The organism is Treponema rectale, from assembly GCF_014202035.1.
In the GTDB taxonomy this organism is placed as follows: Bacteria; Spirochaetota; Spirochaetia; order Treponematales; family Treponemataceae; genus Treponema_D; species Treponema_D rectale.
On sequence record NZ_JACHFR010000005.1, the window covers coordinates 39,276 to 59,618 of the forward strand.

Sequence of the window (20,343 nt, forward strand, 5' to 3'; positions counted from 1 at the left end):
TAATATGACGGATTTAGAAAAGGCAAGGGAATTTTTTGGTAAGGATACTTATGCATCAGAAACTACCGGAATCGTGATAGAAGAAGTTGCAGAGCATTATGCGGTGTGTTCGCTTGCCATTACAGCGGCTCATAAAAATGCTTATGGCGGTGTTATGGGCGGCGCTATTTTTACTCTTGCAGATTATACGTTTGCGGTTGCATCCAATTTTAATTCCGTTCAGACAGTTTCTGTTTCAAGTAATATTTCTTTTATCGGTGCGGCAAAGGGTACAAAACTTACAGCCCGTTCCTCACTGATAAAAGACGGCCGTTCTACATGTCTTTACTCAATAGAAATAAACGATGAACTGGGAACAAAAGTTGCATTTGTTACGATTAACGGAATGAAGCTTGCGCGGTGAAATCTCAGCTGATAAATCCGCTTAGGAATTATCATTTTATTCCATATAATAATTCTTCTAGTGCATTGAAGATTGCCATGAAAACTCTTCAATCAGAATTGACAGACCTTCTCAAACAGGAAGAAGAAAGCAAAAAAGAACTGCTTGAAATTAAAGTATGAAAAACAAACGGATTTGTTCACATCTAACGATGCTCACGGAGTTTATATGTTAGTATATGAAGAAGAAACTGGAAAGATTATAAAAGCTTGCATGAATGTTTTTAATGAACTTGGAAATGGTTTTTTGGAAGCAGTTTATCAGGAAGCGTTGGCTATTGAATTTGAATTAATGAAAATTCCGTATAAGAAAGAAGCTAAGATTGAGATATTTTACAAAGGAAATAAACTTAATAAAGAATATTATGCCGATTTTATTTGTTATGACAAAATAATTGTTGAGTTGAAATGTGTATCAAGACTTGTAAATGCAAATAAAGCTCAGGTCATAAACTATCTGCATGGAACACATTTTGCTGTTGGATTACTTGTAAATTTTGGCGAGAGTTCATTGAAATGGGAAAGACTAACCTTATTGAAAAATAAGGAAAAATAACAAACGGATTTGCTCGCATCTAACGATGCTCTCATTAAAAAGTGAAGGTCGTTAGACCTGAACAAATCCGTTTGTTGATAAAAAGAGGTTTGAAGTGGAAAAGAATCCATACGAAATAGATTTTGAATCCTACATCCGCGAAGGTGAACCTGACAAAAAAGAGAAAAGCATCGCCTGGTCAATTGCAACTGGCTTACAGCAGGTTGATGGACTTACACCTTCAGCTTATCTATATGAAACTGCAAAGCGTAATATTGAAGGTGAGATTTCAATTGAAGAAGCAAAAAAACTTATAGACTCTTATTACGAATCAAAAACATCCTGCACCGAAGATGATGATGACACAGAAGAAGCAGATAAAGTTTCGACTAGAATTACAGAACTTCTTTCTGAAAAATCTTTTAGTTTCACTCCTAATCAATTGTTATCAATTCACGAGCGTTTATTCAAAGGCGTATTTTATAAAGTAAAAGCCGGAAAATTTCGCGATTACAACATTACAAAAAAAGAATGGGTGTTGAACGGTGACACAGTTTTGTATGCCAATGCAGATCTGATTAAAGAAACTCTGAAATATGATTTTGAAACGGAAAAGAGTTTTGACTATTCCAAACTTTCAAAGGAAGATGCTGTAAAGCATATTACACGATTTGTTGCGAACATGTGGCAGATTCATCCATTTGGTGATGCGCATGTGCCGCAAGGCACAAACGTCAATAATTTCCACTCATGCAAACGACGCGGAGCGGCGTATGGTAACACAAGAACAACAGCCGTTTTTACAATCAAATATCTTCGATCGCTAGGTTTTAATGTGAACAACGAGCCTTTTGAAAAACACAGCTGGTATTTCCGAAATGCCTTAGTGCGTGCAAATTATACAAACATGCAGAAGGGCATTTATATGAATACGGAATATCTTGAAAAGTTTTTTCGTAACATTCTGCTTGGCGAAAACAACGAACTTAAAAACAGATATACCCATATTGATTATGATGAATATATGAAAAAGGTATCTGTAAAAGAAACTGAAAAGATTACACAAAAGATAACTGTAAAGATTACTGCAAATCAGCAAAAAATAATTGGAGTTATTAAAGAAAATCCATTTATTACACAAGAAGAATTATCAAATATTGTAGGAATTGCACGCCTTAACATAAATAAAAACATGAAAAAATTGCAGGAGCAGGGCATCATAAAGCGTATCGGTGCAGACAAAAACGGCCATTGGGAGGTGATTGAATGACAGAAAATACCCAGATAAAACTGTTTGAAGATAAAAAAGTCCGCACCCTTTGGGATAAAGAAAGCGAAGAGTGGTATTTTTCGGTTGTGGATGTTGTCGCCGTTTTGACGGAAAGTCCGAATCCACGAAAATACTGGAGTGTATTAAAAACTCGCCTTAAAGCAGAAGGAAGTGAGTTGACTACAAATTGTAGTCAACTGAAAATGCCATCATCAGACGGTAAAATGTACAAAACCGACTGCATGAACACCGAGCAGCTTTTCCGACTGATTCAGTCAATTCCTTCTCCAAAGGCTGAGCCATTTAAACTCTGGATGGCTCAGGTTGCAAAAGAACGTCTTGATGAAATGCAGGATCCTGAGCAGGGAATTCAGCGGGCTTTGGCTGAATACCGGGCTTTAGGATACTCGGAAAATTGGATAAACCAGCGGCTTAAATCTATAGAAATCCGCAAAGACCTTACTGACGAATGGAAAAAGCACGGTTTAAAAGAAGGTGTTCAGTTTGCCACGCTCACGGACATAATCTATAAAACATGGGCAGGCAAAACTGCAAAAGAATACAAGGAATACAAAGGTCTTAAAAAAGAGAATTTACGGGACAACATGACCAACAAGGAGCTTGTCTTGAATATGCTGGCAGAACTTTCTACAAAAGAAATCTCTGAGTCCAACGACCCTAAAAATTTTAGCGACCATGTAAAGAATGCAGTAGACGGCGCAAGCATCGCCAAAAATGCACGCATTGAACTTGAGCAGAAAACAGGAAAGAAAGTCGTTACGCCACTCAATGCAAGAGACGGTATCGGTCTTACAGAAGATACAAAGGCCTCTGTTTTTTTGGAAGATGAGGAAGAAAAGTAGATGAATGCGAATTATAAAGAATATAGATTTTCAGATTTAATTGAAGAAGTAGAAGAAAGGAATATATCTCTTGAATATGGCTCGATGAACCTTTTTCATTTTTACAGACAGATAATGGACCTGAATTTAGAAGTTCAGCTGTACAGAACTGGTGTAAAACTCATTCGGTTAAACAGGTCTTTTCTAGTCCTGGAAAACCTACAGACAACTGTTTTATTCCGGGTATTTCGGGATGAATGTCTTAATGTAAATTATTTTACGTCTCTGTCAGAAGCAAAAGAAATAATAGAATCCTGGCGGCTTGATTATAATGAAAAACGGCCACAAAAAGGATTAAAGGAATTGAGTCCAAGTCAGTTCAAAACTTAACTAAAAAGTATGAAAAACTCTTCTTAAATCTGGTCAGATTTTGGAGGAGGACTACTGTTGAACAATCCCGACACAACTATCAGCTTTGTTTTCTGCAAAGACATGTATTCGATGTTATCCTAATAAATTTATTATCCTCATATTTTTCAATATCTGCTTATAGTATAAACAAATAAGAATGAAAATATGAGGATAAAATTATTATGGTCTTAAACCACACATCTCTATAATATCATTTTCTGTTAAGTTATCAAATTCATCTTTATTGGTAGAATCGTATTCTGAAAACGGATTTGCTCGATCCATAATTTCTTTTAACATAGCCATAGATGGTTGTGCGTATATTCTTGTTGTTACAGTAGAGGAATGGCCCATATATCTCGAAATCAGCTCTAAATCAACTCCATCCTGATATAAATTAGTTGCTCTGGTTCTTCGAAACATATGTGGATAAACACTTTCAGGTAATTCTGGATGTAGCTCTTTTAGTAACTCTGCATATTTATTTACAATGCGCTCAACATTTCCTAAAGACATTTGATATTTAACTCCTTTTATTTTTGTGAAAAATAAATAATCATCAGGATTCATGTTTTTATGGTCTGTTTTAAGGAATGCCTTTAAGTGTAAAGCTGCTACTTCATCATAAGTTACAATTCTTTCCTTATCCCCTTTCCCATGAAAAAGAATAATTCTTTCTGACAGTATAATATCTTTTATTTTAATTGCAGTTATCTCACTTGCTTTTCCAGCAGTCTGATACAGCAGCATAAGCATTAATTGATCTCTTTTACTTTTTGATGTATGAGAAAAAACACCCGAAAGAAAATCGGTCATAATTTCAGGTGAGATTATAGGTCTTATCAATTTGGGTTCCTTTAATAAAGGAATTCTTGAAGCCATAATTGCTATTGGTTGCAATTCTACATCTTCGTCAGAACAATACCATAAATAAGCACGTATGCCTGCCAATTTGTTGTTGATTGTGCTTACTGCGGCTTTGCCATTTCTTAAATATTCAATAAACTTAAGCAATACATCACGCTTGCAATCTGAAAATTTAAATGTCTTGATTGAAATATTTTCAACCTCACCAATAAATCTTCTGAATATTGTTAATGTGTCTTTATATGACTTAACCGTATAAACACTCTTATTACATTGTTTAACTAAATACACAGTTAAAAAATTTTTTGTCTTAGAAAAAAATAATTCACTATTCTTCTTCATATTTAATACCTTCCATAATTTTTTTTCCTGTAACATCCTTTGTAGACATTATTTTTAAGGAATCCTTAATGAGGTGATAGTAATAATAAGTTTCATTTGGACTTGCATGCCCCAGATGTTTCGATAGATAAAGAATCATTGAATTAATAGAGATTCCCTCGGAAGCCCATAAATTGATTCTTTTAATTACAAAATAATGTCTTAGAGAATGAACAGTTGGATTTTTCCCTGTATTCGTATAAAATTTAGTTTGCATCCATCTTTTTCTAAAAGTTTTACTCACAACTCCATAAGTATGTGGTTTATTTATATCATTTCCATAGAATATGAATGGTGACCTTCTCTTCCTGCTGTTCAAATAAGTTCTTAGCAACTGATTCATATCATCTGCCAGATAAATAATTCTATCCTTGTTTCCTTTTGCATGTATGACAGTCAAACTTTTATTAATTTCGTCATAATCATTAATTCGTAACTTAAGAGCCTCGTTTACTCTTAATCCTGTTGTACATAGCAGTCTGAAAAACACAGAATAATTAAAATTTCTCTTTGGTGGATTCTTATCAACACTAGAAATAAATGCCTCTACCTGCTCATAAAGGAACTGGCTTAGATTTTGAAATTGAAATATTAGGTATAGAAACATGAATCCTCCGTGCATTCATATAAATCAAAAATTGTCGAATTAAACAGAATCGTGCATAAAACGAATTTTTTGATTCAGTTTCTTTTATAGTCAAATAGTTTCTCAGGTTTTCTTTTGTTATAGAATCAGCAGTAATATTCTTTTTTAAACAATATTTATCAAAAATTTTTTAGTCGAGAAATTTGCTCCTCGTAACTAAAACCTTCATTTTGCTTCTGCCGTATAAACCCTTCGAACAAATATCCAAGTGAACTTGAAAATATAGTATTCTTCATCAGTAACCTCTCAAATATGTAAATCTGATAAGGAAAGAGTATGTTAATTTACAATAAATCATCCAACAAATTTCCAACAAGAATTCCAATATTTTCCAACAGGAATTCCATGGAATTTGCACACAAATAAAATGGGGACATGAGCTCATCCCCGTTTTATGAGACACTCTTGGTAACGCAAAAAACTAAGAGGAGTCAAGGAGATGATTTCAATGTCCACCGTAGAAAGTATACGGCAAAAACACAGAAATGGCATGACCATTGCACAGATTTGCCGTGAAGAAAAAGTCGATTACAAGACAGCAAAAAAGTACATCGAAAAAGAAGATTTCAGCGAGCCGCTGCCAGCCAGAAGTGAGAAGCCCAAAATTGTAGACCAGTATAAAGACTGGATAGTGCAGCTTCTGAAAGAGAATGAGCATAACTGGTACAAACAGAAACTGACCGCAAAACGTGTCTATAAGCTTTTGAAAGAGGCGCAACCGGCAGCGGAAACATCCTACAGTTCAGTAAACCGCTTTCTAAATGAATACAACAGGAAGAATAAAAAAGATGCAGGATTCAGTCACCTTACGTGGTATCCCGGAGAAGCACAGGCGGATTTTGGAGAAGCAGACTTTGACACATCCTGTGGCCGGCAGCGTCTGAAATATCTTGTACTTTCCTTTCCCTATTCAAACAAAGCCTTCGTTCAGATTTTCAGGGGCGAGAACTGCGAATGTGTGATGCAGGGGCTTCTGTACATTTTTGAATATATCGGAGGAGTACCGGGAAAGATAGTGTTTGATAATGCAACAGGAATCGGAAGAAGAACCTGCAAAATTCTTGAGGAGAATGAAGTCTTCATACGCTTCAGAATTCATTATGGCTTTGAAAGCCGGTTCTGCAATCCGTATGCAGGACATGAAAAAGGGAATGTAGAAACAAACGTAGGCTATATCCGCCGGAACATGTTTTCGCCTCCAATCCAGATTCCGTCTGACATCCAGGAATTCAACGAGACTGAACTTCTGGTCATGAATGAAAAGCTTATGGGCGAAAGAATGCATTACATCCATCAGAAACCGGTGGATGAGCTTTTTGAGGAAGAAAGGGAAACGGCTCTGCTTCCTCTGCCACCCAAACGCTTTGCCGCAAAAAGAATCCTCAACAGGAAAACCGACAATTATGCCAACGTCACGCTGGAGAACATCCACAAATATACGCTTCCGTCAGAATACAGGAACAGCGAAGTTATTGTTGAGACATGGGCATGGAAAGTAGCTGTTTATGATCTTTGCGGAAATCTGATCGAAGAATTTGACCGGGAATACGGCAGCGAAAGGACAGAATCCATAAGTGCAGTTACGAGCCTTAGGTCTCTTGTAAGAAAACCGGGATCATGGAGCAACAGTATTTTCAGGGCGAATCTTCTCAACGGGAATCCGTTTAAGGAATATCTGGACAGGACAAGGGATGAAAACCTTAGGCACAGGATTTTCTACGAGTTTGAGAAGGCAATGGGCAGCTTTGAATATACGGTTGTCATGGAAGCCTTTACGGAAATGGCGGCAAGGGAAGTAGATATGACAAAGGAATGCAATGTCATGGCATGCTGCTCAAGGGTAAATTCATGTCCGGTTGATTTCAGCTTCAACCAGACTGGTGTCAGCTTTGATAAATATGGATGTTTCATGATGTACGAAGGAGAAAACAACGATGCAGCAATCTGATAAAAAGGAATTACAGAGTGAAGTTGGAGAAATGATGAAGAAAATGTTCTTCTCCCAGCCTGTAATCAACAGATACATGGAAAAGGCAGGCTTGAAAGAGCTGGAAAATATGAAAGTTCTGCTGGAAGATGAAAAGAATGTCAGAACGGTTTCAAGAAGGGCCCGTTTCCTGAAAAGCGCCAGTTTTCCTACGATGAAATCCTTTGATGACTATGACTTCAGGGGAATCAAGTTTCCAAAGAATTTCACGAAAGACGAAATGCTGAGCCTGGACTTCATCACAAAGAAACACACAATTGTCTTTTATGGAGGCTGCGGTTCCGGGAAGACTCACGCAACAATAGCCCTTGGAGTTAATGCATGTAATGCTGATTACAAGGTTAAGTTTTTCACGCTTACATCCCTTGTCATGTATCTGAAGACTGCAAAGAACAACGGAACTTTGGACAGGGCATATAAGACACTTATGGCACAGAATCTGATCTGCATTGATGAATGGGGTTACCTGCCGCTGGATCTCGAAAGCGGACAGCTTCTGTTTTCTGTAATTTCCAATGCCTATGAAAGACTGTCCCTGATAATTACAACAAACCTGACTTTCAATGAATGGGGGCCACTGTTCACTGATGACCAGCTTGCTGCTGCCATTATTGATAGGATTGTTCATTATGGTCACCTGATTAATACAGGAAACAAAGACTGGCGTCTAGAACACGCCCTTATGAAAGATTAAATCAAGCAATTTGCAGATGGAAATTCCATGGAATTCCATTTGCAAATTTATTGGAATTTTGTTGGAAATAATTTGGAATTTCTATTGCAAAAGAACATCAGAGGATTTAAAATTCTACAATCATGAATTAGAATATGTTTGTGAGCCAGGCGAATTCGAGGTGATGATTGGTCCTAATAGCCGCGATGTAATATCTGCCTCGTTTGTTTACAATTAAAAAACATAGCATCAGATAATATGAAAGAAAACATTATATCATTTTTTATACTGAGCATTTTCCTACTTACAGGATGTTCAAGTGACAACAATAGTTCGGAAGTAGACGAAACGTTTACTGTTTCAGGAAAAGTTGTTGATTCGGATGGCAGTGGACTTGCGAACATAAGACTAACAATTGGAAACCAGACGGTCTACAGTTTAGCATCGGGCGAGTGGAGCGTATCCAACTTGAAGGGCAGTGTGAAAATAACTCCTATGGCCGATGGCTACACCTTTACGCCAGCATCGGCAACAGCGTCATCGACACTGACTGTTACCTTTGTTGCTGAGAAAACAGCCATCAACCTGTCGGCTGAGGCCGAAAACATCGTGGCATGGTTTGAAAATGTGCAGTACTCCAACGGACTACTGCCAAGCACCGAGAGCAGCAGCACGATATCGCTCTACGACAACGCCCTAGCAGCACTTGTGTTCACTGCCACGGGCAAGTATTCCAAGGCTGAATCTATTTTCAATTTCTTTAATCAGCGCATAGGTAGTGAGCTCACAACCAATGGTGGTTTTTATCAGTTCCGCAGTACCGACGGTACCACTTCGGGCGACCGATGGCTTGGTGACAATGCCTGGCTGCTAATAGCACTGAACAACTACACGGCAAAGGTAGAGACTACAAAATATGACAAACTAAAGTCGACGCTGGAGATTTGGATTCGTTCACTGCAAGACAAAGATGGTGGACTTTGGGGAGGCATCACTGCAAGCAATAGTACTATCCCGAAAAATACCGAAGGTATGATTGATGCCTACTGTGCAGTGCAGGGATATGACGACTTTCACAAAAAACTCCTCTCATACCTTAAAGAAAACAGATACAACAGTACTGATGGCTTGTTGGTGTCATGGCTAGGAAATTATTATGAATATGCACTCGACAACCACAGTTGGGGATATTGCACATTTGAGGATTTCCCCAAAACAGTGCTCGAAAAAACAACAATGTATGCAAACACCCAAAGAGCCACAGTCAATGGCGCCTTGATAACAGGGTTTGCACCCGACATCGACAAAGACATTGTATGGCTTGAGGGCACAGGACAGATGGTGGTGGCTTACCAAAAAGCTGCCGACTCCTACAAGTCGACAACCTATTTGGCAGAAATGAGAAAGTTACTGATATCAAGCACGCTCTATCCTAATTCCATAGGATTGCCCTATGCATCAAATCTTGGCACTACCTATGGCAGCTTGCAACTTTGGAAGGGAGCAGACACAAATATTTGCATATCGTCGAGCGCATGGTATTTATTTGGCTTGTTGAATTTCGACCCAATGGCTGTTGGTTATAGCCGAGGCACACCTGATGTCGATAAATTTTGGAAAGACTGAAGTGATAGGCAAAAGCAAGTTTGCCCCTGTTTACATAGCCATTATTCTCAAAGAGTCTTTGCTCAGCACAGTTTCCCTTAATGGAAACAATATTAAATAAAACCACTATCCATATGATACTCGTTAATATATTTAACGTCAGATAAATATTTGGTAAACTATTACATAATAGTATTTTTTATCTTTGCAGAAATTCAGTATATTTATAATATAGTATATAAGCGAAATATTATTATAAACGTACTGAATTTCATGCAAAGATTTCCTAATGAAGCATGCCATAATAAATAAAAGGTATTACTCCGATAAAGGAAGCAGTAAAAAGTTTCACGGTGCCGCAAGTTTTGTACTAAGCAGTCGTTTATTCATACTTCCTGATGGAAATGTCACCATTTGCGAACAACTATATTGGAATTCCCATTTCATCAGGAGAATGGATTTAATGTGTGCAATAATTAGCTAAACTTAAATTTAATTTGCGGATACGTTAGAAAAGAAGACGGATATGAATGGTATACTCTTTTAGATGAAGTCTGGCGGGTTACATACAGTCACATTTTCCCAAAAGAGGTCTTTGACAGCCGCTTTCAATCTAGCCTCATCGGAAATTATAAGATTAAAGAGATGAAGTTTATTGATGAATGGATCAGAGGTCAGTCCGTTTTCACAATTCATGATAATAAGGACAGATGTTTTCAAAATGTCCGTCCTTCATTCTAAATTGGAGCCGGAACATTGCTGATGGTTCTGTGATACAAATTCCTGTTTGTCGTGATGAATGCTGGAACACAAAATTGGAAGTTATGATATGTGCGCTTGATACAAATACTCCTATATGGTAGTATAAAACTACGATATAGGAATATTTAATTATGAAGACAAATGGTGGATTTCTTGTTACAAAAATAAAACAGCTGGGTGATCGTATATTTGAAAGGATACTGGCAAAAAAAAACATTGATGCATTTAACGGAGCTCAGGGAAGGATTCTGTATGTCTTATGGCAGGAAGATGGCGTTCCTATTAAAATTATTTCCGAGAAAAGCGGACTTGCAATTACTTCACTTACGACCATGCTTGAGCGGATGGAAAAAAACGGACTGATAAGCCGCAAAACGGATGAAGCTGATAAGAGAAAAACTCTTCTGTTCCTCACAGATAAAACCAAAGAACTTAAAGAAGCTTATGACTCCGTATCCAATGAGATGGGGAATATTTATTATCGTGATTTTACGGATAAAGAGATTCTTCAGTTTGAAGAGTATCTTAACCGCATCAGGGTAAACCTTGAGGAATGGAGTGACAAATGAGTATCTGTATTAAAGATCAGATTCAGAACATGAATCTTGTTATAGGGTGCACTGTTGGATGTCCGTACTGCTATGCCAGAAACAATACGAGGCGTTATCACATCATAGATGATTTTGAAAAGCCACAGTTTTTTCAAGGCAAGCTTCGTATGATGGAAAAGAAAAAGCCGCAGAATTTTCTGCTGACCGGTATGAGCGATCTCTCGGGCTGGCATGAGGAATGGCGAGAGGAAGTCTTTAAAAAGATAGCAGAGAATCCTCAGCACCAGTTTCTTTTTCTTACCAAACGACCGGATCTTCTGTCTTTTGAAACAAATCTTGATAATGCATGGTTTGGCGTTACAGTTACGAGAAAGTCTGAGTTATGGCGTATTGATGCACTGCGGAGCAATGTAAGGGCAAAGCATTATCATGTGACCTTTGAGCCTTTGTTCGATGATCCGGGTAAGGTTGATCTTACAGGCATTGACTGGATTGTGGTGGGAACTATGACAGGTGCAAAGAGCAGGACTGTTAAAACAGATTCCGGGTGGGTTTATTCATTGACAGAACAGGCTCATGAACTGAACATTCCTGTATTCTGGAAAGAAGATCTTGTTCCGATTATGGGAGAAGAAATGATACAGGAAATGCCGGATGCTTTTAACAAAGTGCTGGAGGAACAGAGAATATGGAACAACCAGAAATCAAAGTAAATCATATAGAAACAAAAAGTGTAATGACAAAATCGAATACTCCTATTGGAGGATATTCGGTGAATCCCTATGTGGGGTGTCCCCATGCCTGTAAATACTGCTACGCATCATTTATGAAACGCTTTACAGGGCATACGGAAGAATGGGGAACCTTCATGGATGTGAAAGACTGGCCTGAAATAAAAAATCCAAAGAAGTATGCCGGCCAGAAGGTGATTATTGGAACAGTTACGGATGGTTATAATCCGCTAGAGGAAACATATAAAAATACAAGAAGACTTCTGGAGGAACTAAAGGACAGTGGTGCGGACATACTTATCTGCACAAAGTCAGACCTTGTACTAAGAGATCTGGATCTGCTAAAAGAGATTAATGAAAATAGCAGACTTACAGTATCATGGTCAATCAATACTCTCAATGAAGAGTTTAAAGATGATATGGATGCGGCAGTAAGCATAGAAAGAAGGCTTGCTGCAATGAAAGAGGTATATGCGGCAGGCATTCGTACAATTTGCTTCATTTCACCCGTGTTCCCAGGGATTACCGATATAGAAGCAATCATAGACAGGACAAAAGATCAGTGTGACCTTGTATGGCTTGAGAATCTGAATCTTCGCGGAGGTTTTAAGGCAGATATCATGAAATACATTTCCGATAAACATCCGGATCTGGTGCCACTGTATGACGAAATTTATAACAAAAAGAACCGCAGCTATTTTGAAGCGCTGGAAAAGAAAGCAGAAGAGCTGGCTAAAAAGTATGATTGCAGGTTTGTTGATAATGAAACTCCGTATGAGAGAGTAGAGAAAGGACATCCAACAATTGTAGATTACTTTTACCACGAAGAAGTAAGAGGAACTGCCAATAGTGGAAAGAGAAATGTAATACATAATCCTTGATGGAAGAATAAACCGGAAGATAATCGCACAAAGGAGCTTCAGCCCAAGTAGGACTGAAGCTCATATTTTTATTCTGGAAGTCTTCCTGTGTAACGAAGATTTACTGTAATTGCCATTTTATTTCTCCTGATATTTTATTCTTTGCAGATAATTTGCGTTTTTGATTTATCGCAGATTTCTTCTTCCATAATTATCTGACCGATTGAATCTGCTGTGATTTTTCCTGCAAGAGGATTTTTTACGCTGTCGATTTTTCCGCATACTTTAGTGTGGCGGTTACACTGCATTTTTTTTAAGATCAAAAAGACTTGCCAGATGTGACAAGTCTTTTGATTGATTTTAACTGATAATTTTTATTTATTGGCAATACGCACAACACTGAAACCTCAGTTTTCTCTTGTGAGGTAAGGGCCAAAATTATCTTCTAATGGTTTGACTCTTGTATATTTTATCCTCATATTTTCATTTTTATTTGTTTATACTATAAGCAGATATTGAAAAATATGAGGATAATAAATTTATTAGGATAAACTTAATTATCCTAATATTCGGATAACCGATGAAAGGTTTTTCAAGTATGTACGAAGCAAATCAGATAAACGGAGTTTACTTTGCAGGACTCAATTTCGATAACGGTTACATAGATGATTTCGGTTGCTGGAGAAGTTACGAGTGGACAGATTACTTTGAGAAAATCTTCAACACCCGCAATAAAGATGTTAATATGAGGATGTATATGGCCATGCAGATGGCAAAGTAGGATTATATGTTGAATTGTTTAGTAGTAGCTTTGGGCGGTGGAATCGGTGCCTGCCTCAGATATCTGATAGGTCTGATTCCCCTCAAAGAACCATTTACCTTTCCGATAAAGACTCTTGTGATAAATCTTCTTGGCTGTTTTGTTATCGGACTTATTGCAGCACTTGCCGTAAAGAATAGTTCGCTTTCACCAAAGAGTGTACTTTTTATAAAGACCGGCTTGTGCGGAGGCTTTACGACTTTTTCGACCTTTGCCTTAGAAACAGAGACTCTTATTAAGACAGGACATATTGGACTTGCGCTTCTTTATATTGCACTGAGCGTGGTTGTAGGAGTAGGGCTGGTATTTGCAGGGCAAGTGGTCGTAGGGAAGTAGGATGAATAAAAGTATTTTACAAAACGGCGACCTGCTTTTTATGAGCGATGAATCAGACTTATCAAAAAGCAATTATCGAAACAACAGAAAAATATAGTCACGTTGGAATCTACTTTGACGGAATGCTTTACCATGCTTCACGAAAAAGGGGCGTGGCAAAACAGAATCCTGAAGAATATCTTGCCGAAGAAAAACATGAAGTTTTCATTTACCGCTACCCGGAAATTGATGCCGAAATCATCAGGGAGAGGGCAGAGAGATATTTGGGTTGTAAATATAATCATTCCTTCTATCCAGACAATGGAAAGTTTTACTGTTCTCAATACATTTCAGAAATCCTTCTGATTTTTGATATTATCCCGATGAAGTTTGGTGATAGTGAAAATGAAATTTCTGATTACTGGAAGAAGTATTACGAGGAATTAAGAGTGCCGGTTCCTGTAGGTAAGCCGGGCACAAATCCCGGTCAGCTTGCAAAGTCTGAATGGTTGAAATATGTCGGTAAATTTGATGGATAGAATATTCGATAATCATAATAGAAGGATAAGAATAGTAAGGAATAAGGAAAAGAGGTTTATATATGGCAAAAAAACGCGGACGATTTAGTTTCGATGAAATGGAAATAGAACCAGGTGCAGAACTGGTTTTTAAGAATGATGAAAATATTAAGTGTACTGTAAAAGATGAACATAACGTTATATATCAGGGACAGACGGTTTCTCTTTCAAGTCTAACAGTTCAGGTAGGTAAATTTTCGAATAATATGCCACCATTACCTTATTGGAAATATAATGGTCGCTTGTTAATTGATATCTTTAATGAAGTGAATCCAGTTGTAGAAAATTCTGTTGAATTAGATGAACTTCATATGGATTTCTTAAAAAGGTTTCCACTGGAAAAACTTGATTCGATGGATATTGATGAATATGTTATCGGTCTTTCTAACGATAATTTTTCAAACTTGATTGAGTTCAAGACTCGTGCCCTTGGTGGTATTGGCGGAGGAACTGCAGCTAAACATGGAATTTATGCTAAAAAGCAGAAAGATTGTAATGTTTCTGGAATTATGCAGGATGATAAATATGCTTGGTATAAGAAATATGGTGAAACTGCTCAGGAAGCTTTCAAAAATGTTAGAGCGATAGTCTCTAAAGTAGCTCATCTTGCAAACGAAGGAAACTTTGCAGAAATTGACAAGATTGATTTTAGTAGGTCAGTAAAACTGAAAATTGCATTCATGTATTCAAATAAGAATATGATGAACATATTCCAGGATAAGGCTTTAAATTACTTGTGTAGAATACATAATATTGATCAAACACTAGGATTTGCAGAGAAAAGTCATGCGTTGGCTGAAACAGTTGATAAGGCTAATTTCTGGAAGTCTGGTCTTTGGCGAGAATGGGAAATTTCCGAAGAAAATACAGAAACTGAAAACGATAATTTTGCTTCTGACAGTAAAGTTCATTACTGGCTTTATTCACCAGGTACACAGGCTGATAAATGGGATGAATTCCGAGAAAAAGGAGTTATGGGTGTTTCCTTTGAAAAAATAGGAAATCTTTCCTCTTATGCAACCAGATCTGATATGGTTGCTCAAATGCAAACTGTATCTGGCAGAACAGGAAACTTCAAAATGGATTCCCTGGCAGCTTGGCAGTTTGTATATGAAATGAAGGAAGGTGATGTTATTTTCGCAAAGAAGGGGCGAAATACTTTGATTGGTAGAGGTATCGTAACTTCAAATTATTATTTTGATGATAAAGAAAGTGACTATCCACATCTTCGAGAAGTTAAATGGACACATAATGAAGAACATGAACATCCTGATGGAATGGCAACAATGAAGACTCTTACAGATATTACAAAAGATATCGGTTATGTAGAATCATTAAATGCACTATTCCTTGGAGATGAAGAATTAACTCAGGAAATTGAAGAATCAGATATTTCTTATAAAGCATATACAAAAGATGATTTCTTAACTGATGTTTACATGTCCGAAAAAGATTTGAACACCATTGATCATCTTCTTACTTCAAAAAAGAATATTATTCTTCAGGGGGCTCCTGGAGTTGGAAAAACATTCGCTGCAAAACGTCTTGCTTATGCCCTTATGGAAAAGAAAGATTCATCAAGAGTTCAAATGATTCAATTCCATCAAAGTTATTCATATGAAGACTTCATTATGGGATATCGTCCTGTTGAAAATGGCTTTAAATTGGAAACAGGAGCTTTCTATGATTTTTGTAAAAAAGCATCTGAAGATGAAGAAAATAAATATTACTTCATAATTGATGAAATCAACCGTGGTAACTTAAGCAAGATATTCGGGGAACTTTTCATGCTTATTGAAAGTGATAAACGTGGACAGGAACTTAGACTCCTTTATAAAAAAGAAATGTTCAGTGTTCCAAAAAATGTTTATATTATTGGACTCATGAATACAGCTGACAGAAGCTTGGCGATGCTTGACTATGCCTTACGCCGTAGATTTGCATTTTTTAATATTAAGCCAGGTTTTGATTCAGAAGGCTTCCGAGACTATCAAGATGAATTGAAGTTTACAAAATTTGATGCACTTATTCAGAAAATTAAAGACTTGAATCAGGCAATCGAGAATGACGCTTCTCTGGGGAAAGGTTTCTGTATTGGTCATAGTTACTTCTGTAATTTAAAACCTGAAACAATTTCTGATGAGAAGCTCCAGGAAATAGTTGAATACGAAATGATTCCATTGTTGGAAGAATACTGGTTCGACGAACCTGAGAAAGTTAAGCAGTGGTCAAATGCTTTGTTGAGTGTAGTTCGATAAAATGATTGAACATAATATTCAGATTAAAAACATATATTACATGCTCTCGTATGCCTTTAAGGTCTTGCAGGAAGATGGCTATAAACATCTTGGAAGTGAAGAATTTAAGAATACTGCAGATTTGTTCGCTGCAATTCTGATTCAGGGAGTAAGTGTGCAGCTTAAGCGAGGCCTTACTAAGGAGTATATAGAGAAATCTGAAGAATTGTCTTTCTTGCGTGGAAAAATAGATGTTTCTGCTTCTCTTAAGAAAAATAGTCTGATCAAGAAACGACTTGAATGTATTTATGATGATTATTCAGTAGATACATCATTGAATCAGATTATAAAAAGTACTCTTGTTCTTTTGATGAAATCTGAAATCAAAACTGAGCGTAAAAAAAATATCAGAAATCTCTTAATGTTTTTGGAAGAAGTTTCAATAATTGATTTACATACAGTTAATTGGAATGTAAAGTACAGCAGAAATAATCAGACTTACAAAATGTTGATAGGTATCTGTTATTTTACTGTTAAAGGTTTGCTTCATAGTGAAAATGGAACCGATGTAAAAATTATGGACTTCCTTGATGAACAGAGAATGTGTCGTCTTTATGAAAAATTTATTTTGGAATACTACAGAAAAGAGCATCCAGAATTAAAAGCAAATTCAAAAGAAATCGACTGGCAGCTAGACGATGGTATAGACAATATGCTCCCAGTTATGCAGTCTGATATTATGCTAGAGAAGGGAACTACAGTTCTTATTATCGATGCAAAATATTATAGTCATACAACTCAAGTTCAATTTGATAAACATTCGATTCATTCTGCAAATATCTATCAGATTTTTACATATGTAAAAAATAAAGAAGCTGAATTAAAAGATAAAAACCATAAAGTAAGCGGAATGCTTTTATATGCTCGTACAGATGAGGACATTCAGCCGGATGAAACATATCAAATGAGTGGTAATCAGATTTCTGTAAAGACACTGGATTTGAATGTTCCGTTTGATGATATTAAAAATATGCTAGATGAGATAGTAATATCAAATATTGCACAGCTATAAGTTATGGAAGTTTTTGCTGACATAAAGGCAAAAATGTTTGACAAAGGTATATGAATCGAAGATATGGATTTGCTTATTGCTGCTACCGCGATATACAATGAATTGACTTTTAAAGTTCCGATAGAAAAAAATATTTTTCGTGAAAACTGTATCATCCTGAACTAAAGATTAAAAATTTTCCCCCCATTTGTGTAGTTTTTGAAAATTCAGTGCAAATATATATATGGGGAATTTTTATGAAAACTTATTGCACTACTATAATCTTGCTGGTATCTGTATTTTTGTTTTTTTCATGCAGCGGTATGACGGATAGAAAATCATTCACTGTGGCAACGTGGAATGTTCAGACATTCTTTGACGGGAAAAATGATGGCTGTGAATATTCACAGTTTCTGAAAAACGACAGATGGAATAAGGAAGTTTATGTTGAGCGCTTAAAAAGACTGGCGGCTTCTGTAAAGAAAATTGATGCTGACATTATTGTGCTGGAAGAACTTGAAAATAAAAAAAATCTGTATGATTTATATAATTTTCTTGCAGGTGAATGGGATTCTTCTAAAGTGTACCGCTGGGCCTGTTTTGCAAAAGAAGAACACGGAGCTGTAGGCTGTGGAGTTCTGTCTCGTTTTCCTCTTTATAACATGAGTGTGCATTCAGCTGCCATTCAAAGTGAAAATGAAGGGCAGCCTTCTTTGCGTCCTCTTATATGCGTGGATGTAAAAATAAAAGATTCAGAAGTTACCCTTGCCGTAAATCACTGGAAAAGTATGAGTGGGGGAGAAGAGGTAACGGAAAAATGGAGAAACAGGCAGGAAAGTATTCTTGAAGCTGCAGTGAGCAGAAATCTTTTATGCAAAAAAAATGTAATCGCTTTAGGAGACTTTAACCGTGATTTAGAAAATTTTTGTTTTTACAGAAATACAGGCAGAGTTCTTTTGCGCCGATATGAAAATCTTATGCAGTCAGAAGAAGGAACTTTTGTAAAAACTGCGTGGAGTCATAATGGAAGTCTTGCAGAACCGGGAAGTTATTTTTATAAGGAAGAATGGAGTTGTATTGATAATATTTTTTATGCAGGTACTCTTGAACTTCAAAATTTTGAACCTGTCTGCGGTGAATGGTGTGATAAAAAAACTTCCGTCCCAAAAGCATTTAAACTATGGAACGGAAGCGGTTATTCAGATCATCTGCCTTTAAAGGCAGAGTTCAGTATTATTGACGAGCTTTAGTTTTTGCAGGGCTTACCGTTAAGTTCGCCCGGTACGGAAATAGGATACTCTCCTGTAAAGCAGCCTTTGCAGAAACCGTACTGTTCCGGATTGCATTCACGGCAGGCTTCCAGCATTCCTTCTGCACTGATAAAGGCAAGGGAATCTGCTCCTATTTCTTTACAAATCTGTTCTTCATTGTGCTGACTTGAAATAAGTTCATTTCTGGTAGGAGTATTGATTCCGAAGTAGCACGGAAATTTTACAGGCGGTGAAGAAATACGGAAGTGTACTTCTTTTGCACCTGCACGGCGTAAAATCTGAACAAGACGGCGGCTTGTAGTTCCGCGGACAATCGAGTCATCAATAACAACGACACGCTTTCCGTCAACAACAGAGCGTACTGCATTGAGCTTTACGAAAACCATGTTTTCCCGTTCCTGCTGGGTAGGGGCAATAAAGGTTCGGCCGATGTACTTGTTTTTTACGATTCCGCTGGCATAAGGAATACCTGCAGCTTTTGCATATCCTTGTGCAGCTCCCAGACCTGAGTCCGGAACACCTATTACAACATCTGCCGGCACTCCGCTTTCTTTTGCAAGGCATTCACCCATTTTTTCTCTGGCAAGAGTTACAGGAATTCCGTCTATGTTTGAATCAGGACGTGCAAAATATACGTATTCAAAAATACAGGTACGTTTTGATGTGTGTTCACCAAATTCAAAAGAAAGAACCCCGTCTTCGTTTATGATTACGATTTCTCCAGGCTGAATGTCACGGATGTAAGTTCCGTTAAGGGCGTCGATGGCACAGCTTTCGCTTGCGAGAATCCAGCCGTTTTCTGTTTTTCCGAGACACAGAGGACGTATTCCGTTAGGATCCCTTGCACCGATAAGGGCTTTTTCTGTCATTACGACAAGGGCAAAAGAACCTTTTATCATCTGGATTGTATCCGTAAGGGCACGTTCCAGACCTTTTTTGTAGGATTTTGCGATGAGCTTTACAATAACTTCAGTGTCACTGGTTGAGGCAAAAGTACTGCCTGCTTCTTCGAGCATTTCCCTCAGCTGCTCATAGTTTATGAGCTGACCGTTGTGAGCTACGGCAATACCGCCCAGTTTTGATTTCTGGAGCATAGGCTGTGCATTTTCAAGAGATGTGCTTCCTGCTGTTGCATAGCGGACATGACCGCAGGCAATGTATCCGGTAAGATTAACAAGGTTTTCTTTTGTAAAAGCTTCTGCAACGGTTCCCATAGCTTTGTGCATGGTAATGTCTTCTCCGTTACTTACGGCAATACCGGCGCTGTCCTGACCTCTGTGCTGGAGAGCGTACAGACCGAAGTAAGCCTGAGTTGCTGCATTAAATCCGCTGGCAGAATAGGCTTCCTGTTTTTTAGTTCCTGCTTTTTTTTCTTTACTTTTTTTGGCAGCTGATTTCTGGTTCAGATAGATTCCTACAACTCCACATTCATCATGGAATTTATCATCCTCAAGAACATCAAAAGGGTTATAATTGTTATTATTGCAGCCACAGTTCATTTTTATTTCC

Annotated in this window: 22 protein-coding genes; 18 read left to right on the forward strand and 4 right to left on the reverse strand. The window is 37.4% G+C overall.

The features are described from left to right. Window positions 1-4 precede the first annotated feature (4 nt). The 6 genes from HNP77_RS11850 to HNP77_RS12545 all read left to right on the forward strand — a co-directional run bounded on the left by HNP77_RS11850 (window position 5) and on the right by HNP77_RS12545 (window position 3,478). Entirely contained in the window at window positions 5-403 is a 399-nt protein-coding gene (locus HNP77_RS11850) for a PaaI family thioesterase (RefSeq protein WP_184653659.1), read from the forward strand. After that, window positions 400-564 carry a hypothetical protein gene (locus HNP77_RS11855; protein ID WP_184653661.1) on the forward strand — a complete coding sequence of 55 codons (165 nt, stop codon included), beginning with the start codon at window positions 400-402 and terminating at the stop codon, window positions 562-564. Before HNP77_RS11850 ends, HNP77_RS11855 begins: the two co-directional genes overlap by 4 nt. A gap of 46 nt (window positions 565-610) precedes the next feature. Next, window positions 611-997: a GxxExxY protein gene (locus HNP77_RS11860; RefSeq protein WP_184653663.1), complete on the forward strand. Its 387-nt coding sequence runs from the start codon at window positions 611-613 to the stop codon at window positions 995-997. A gap of 94 nt (window positions 998-1,091) precedes the next feature. Beyond that, on the forward strand, window positions 1,092-2,246 hold the full coding sequence (locus HNP77_RS11865) for a winged helix-turn-helix transcriptional regulator (protein WP_184653665.1): 1,155 nt from the start codon (window positions 1,092-1,094) through the stop codon (window positions 2,244-2,246). Continuing rightward, the gene (locus HNP77_RS11870; RefSeq protein ID WP_184653667.1) at window positions 2,243-3,109 is read left to right on the forward strand and encodes a BRO-N domain-containing protein; all 867 of its coding nucleotides are present in this window, start codon (window positions 2,243-2,245) and stop codon (window positions 3,107-3,109) included. Before HNP77_RS11865 ends, HNP77_RS11870 begins: the two co-directional genes overlap by 4 nt. Continuing rightward, entirely contained in the window at window positions 3,110-3,478 is a 369-nt protein-coding gene (locus HNP77_RS12545) for an integrase core domain-containing protein (protein WP_184653669.1), read from the forward strand. It begins immediately after the preceding gene. 201 nt (window positions 3,479-3,679) lie between these two features. On the opposite strand, the gene HNP77_RS11880 is transcribed toward HNP77_RS12545, so the two are convergent. Continuing rightward, complete coding sequence (locus HNP77_RS11880) at window positions 3,680-4,708, reverse strand: tyrosine-type recombinase/integrase (protein WP_184653671.1); 1,029 nt, start codon at window positions 4,706-4,708, stop codon at window positions 3,680-3,682. Further along, window positions 4,695-5,354: a tyrosine-type recombinase/integrase gene (locus tag HNP77_RS11885; RefSeq protein WP_184653673.1), complete on the reverse strand. Its 660-nt coding sequence runs from the start codon at window positions 5,352-5,354 to the stop codon at window positions 4,695-4,697. Before HNP77_RS11885 ends, HNP77_RS11880 begins: the two co-directional genes overlap by 14 nt. A gap of 478 nt (window positions 5,355-5,832) precedes the next feature. Between HNP77_RS11885 and istA the strand changes: the two genes are divergently transcribed. From istA to HNP77_RS11915, 6 genes are all read left to right on the forward strand, one after another. Continuing rightward, window positions 5,833-7,341 carry an IS21 family transposase gene (gene istA, locus HNP77_RS11890; protein ID WP_184653675.1) on the forward strand — a complete coding sequence of 503 codons (1,509 nt, stop codon included), beginning with the start codon at window positions 5,833-5,835 and terminating at the stop codon, window positions 7,339-7,341. Next, window positions 7,328-8,074, forward strand: coding sequence for an IS21-like element helper ATPase IstB (gene istB / locus HNP77_RS11895; RefSeq protein WP_221266594.1), 747 nt, complete (start codon window positions 7,328-7,330; stop codon window positions 8,072-8,074). Before istA ends, istB begins: the two co-directional genes overlap by 14 nt. A 237-nt stretch (window positions 8,075-8,311) precedes the next feature. Next, window positions 8,312-9,679 carry a carboxypeptidase-like regulatory domain-containing protein gene (locus tag HNP77_RS11900; RefSeq protein WP_184653677.1) on the forward strand — a complete coding sequence of 456 codons (1,368 nt, stop codon included), beginning with the start codon at window positions 8,312-8,314 and terminating at the stop codon, window positions 9,677-9,679. 872 nt (window positions 9,680-10,551) lie between these two features. Beyond that, window positions 10,552-10,989 carry a radical SAM mobile pair system MarR family transcriptional regulator gene (locus HNP77_RS11905; protein WP_184653679.1) on the forward strand — a complete coding sequence of 146 codons (438 nt, stop codon included), beginning with the start codon at window positions 10,552-10,554 and terminating at the stop codon, window positions 10,987-10,989. Then, entirely contained in the window at window positions 10,986-11,684 is a 699-nt protein-coding gene (locus HNP77_RS11910; RefSeq protein ID WP_184653680.1) for a radical SAM mobile pair protein A, read from the forward strand. Before HNP77_RS11905 ends, HNP77_RS11910 begins: the two co-directional genes overlap by 4 nt. Continuing rightward, window positions 11,660-12,583 (forward strand): radical SAM mobile pair protein B, encoded by a 924-nt coding sequence (locus tag HNP77_RS11915; protein WP_184653682.1) that lies wholly within the window; start codon window positions 11,660-11,662, stop codon window positions 12,581-12,583. Before HNP77_RS11910 ends, HNP77_RS11915 begins: the two co-directional genes overlap by 25 nt. Before the next feature lie 134 nt (window positions 12,584-12,717). Here HNP77_RS11915 and HNP77_RS11920 read toward each other — a convergent pair whose 3' ends face one another. Beyond that, the gene (locus HNP77_RS11920; RefSeq protein WP_083425775.1) at window positions 12,718-12,870 is read right to left on the reverse strand and encodes a DUF3737 family protein; all 153 of its coding nucleotides are present in this window, start codon (window positions 12,868-12,870) and stop codon (window positions 12,718-12,720) included. 272 nt (window positions 12,871-13,142) lie between these two features. Here HNP77_RS11920 and HNP77_RS11925 point away from each other — a divergent pair, with 272 nt between their 5' ends. The 6 genes from HNP77_RS11925 (at window position 13,143) to HNP77_RS11950 (ending at window position 18,813) form a co-directional block, all read left to right on the forward strand. Then, on the forward strand, window positions 13,143-13,343 hold the full coding sequence (locus HNP77_RS11925) for a hypothetical protein (protein WP_184653684.1): 201 nt from the start codon (window positions 13,143-13,145) through the stop codon (window positions 13,341-13,343). A 6-nt stretch (window positions 13,344-13,349) separates the two neighbouring features. Continuing rightward, the gene (crcB, locus tag HNP77_RS11930; RefSeq protein WP_184653686.1) at window positions 13,350-13,718 is read left to right on the forward strand and encodes a fluoride efflux transporter CrcB; all 369 of its coding nucleotides are present in this window, start codon (window positions 13,350-13,352) and stop codon (window positions 13,716-13,718) included. A gap of 47 nt (window positions 13,719-13,765) precedes the next feature. After that, a complete protein-coding gene (locus tag HNP77_RS11935; protein ID WP_221266595.1) occupies window positions 13,766-14,236 on the forward strand; it encodes a YiiX/YebB-like N1pC/P60 family cysteine hydrolase in 471 nt (156 codons plus the stop codon). 62 nt (window positions 14,237-14,298) lie between these two features. Then, entirely contained in the window at window positions 14,299-16,533 is a 2,235-nt protein-coding gene (locus tag HNP77_RS11940; RefSeq protein WP_221266596.1) for an AAA family ATPase, read from the forward strand. Window position 16,534: 1 nt separating this feature from the next. Continuing rightward, window positions 16,535-17,584 carry a 5-methylcytosine-specific restriction endonuclease system specificity protein McrC gene (gene mcrC / locus HNP77_RS11945; protein ID WP_184653688.1) on the forward strand — a complete coding sequence of 350 codons (1,050 nt, stop codon included), beginning with the start codon at window positions 16,535-16,537 and terminating at the stop codon, window positions 17,582-17,584. A gap of 236 nt (window positions 17,585-17,820) precedes the next feature. After that, a complete protein-coding gene (locus tag HNP77_RS11950; RefSeq protein WP_184653690.1) occupies window positions 17,821-18,813 on the forward strand; it encodes an endonuclease/exonuclease/phosphatase family protein in 993 nt (330 codons plus the stop codon). On the opposite strand, the gene purF is transcribed toward HNP77_RS11950, so the two are convergent. Continuing rightward, on the reverse strand, window positions 18,810-20,333 hold the full coding sequence (purF, locus tag HNP77_RS11955; RefSeq protein WP_184653692.1) for an amidophosphoribosyltransferase: 1,524 nt from the start codon (window positions 20,331-20,333) through the stop codon (window positions 18,810-18,812). The genes HNP77_RS11950 and purF overlap by 4 nt on opposite strands. Window positions 20,334-20,343: the final 10 nt, after the last annotated feature.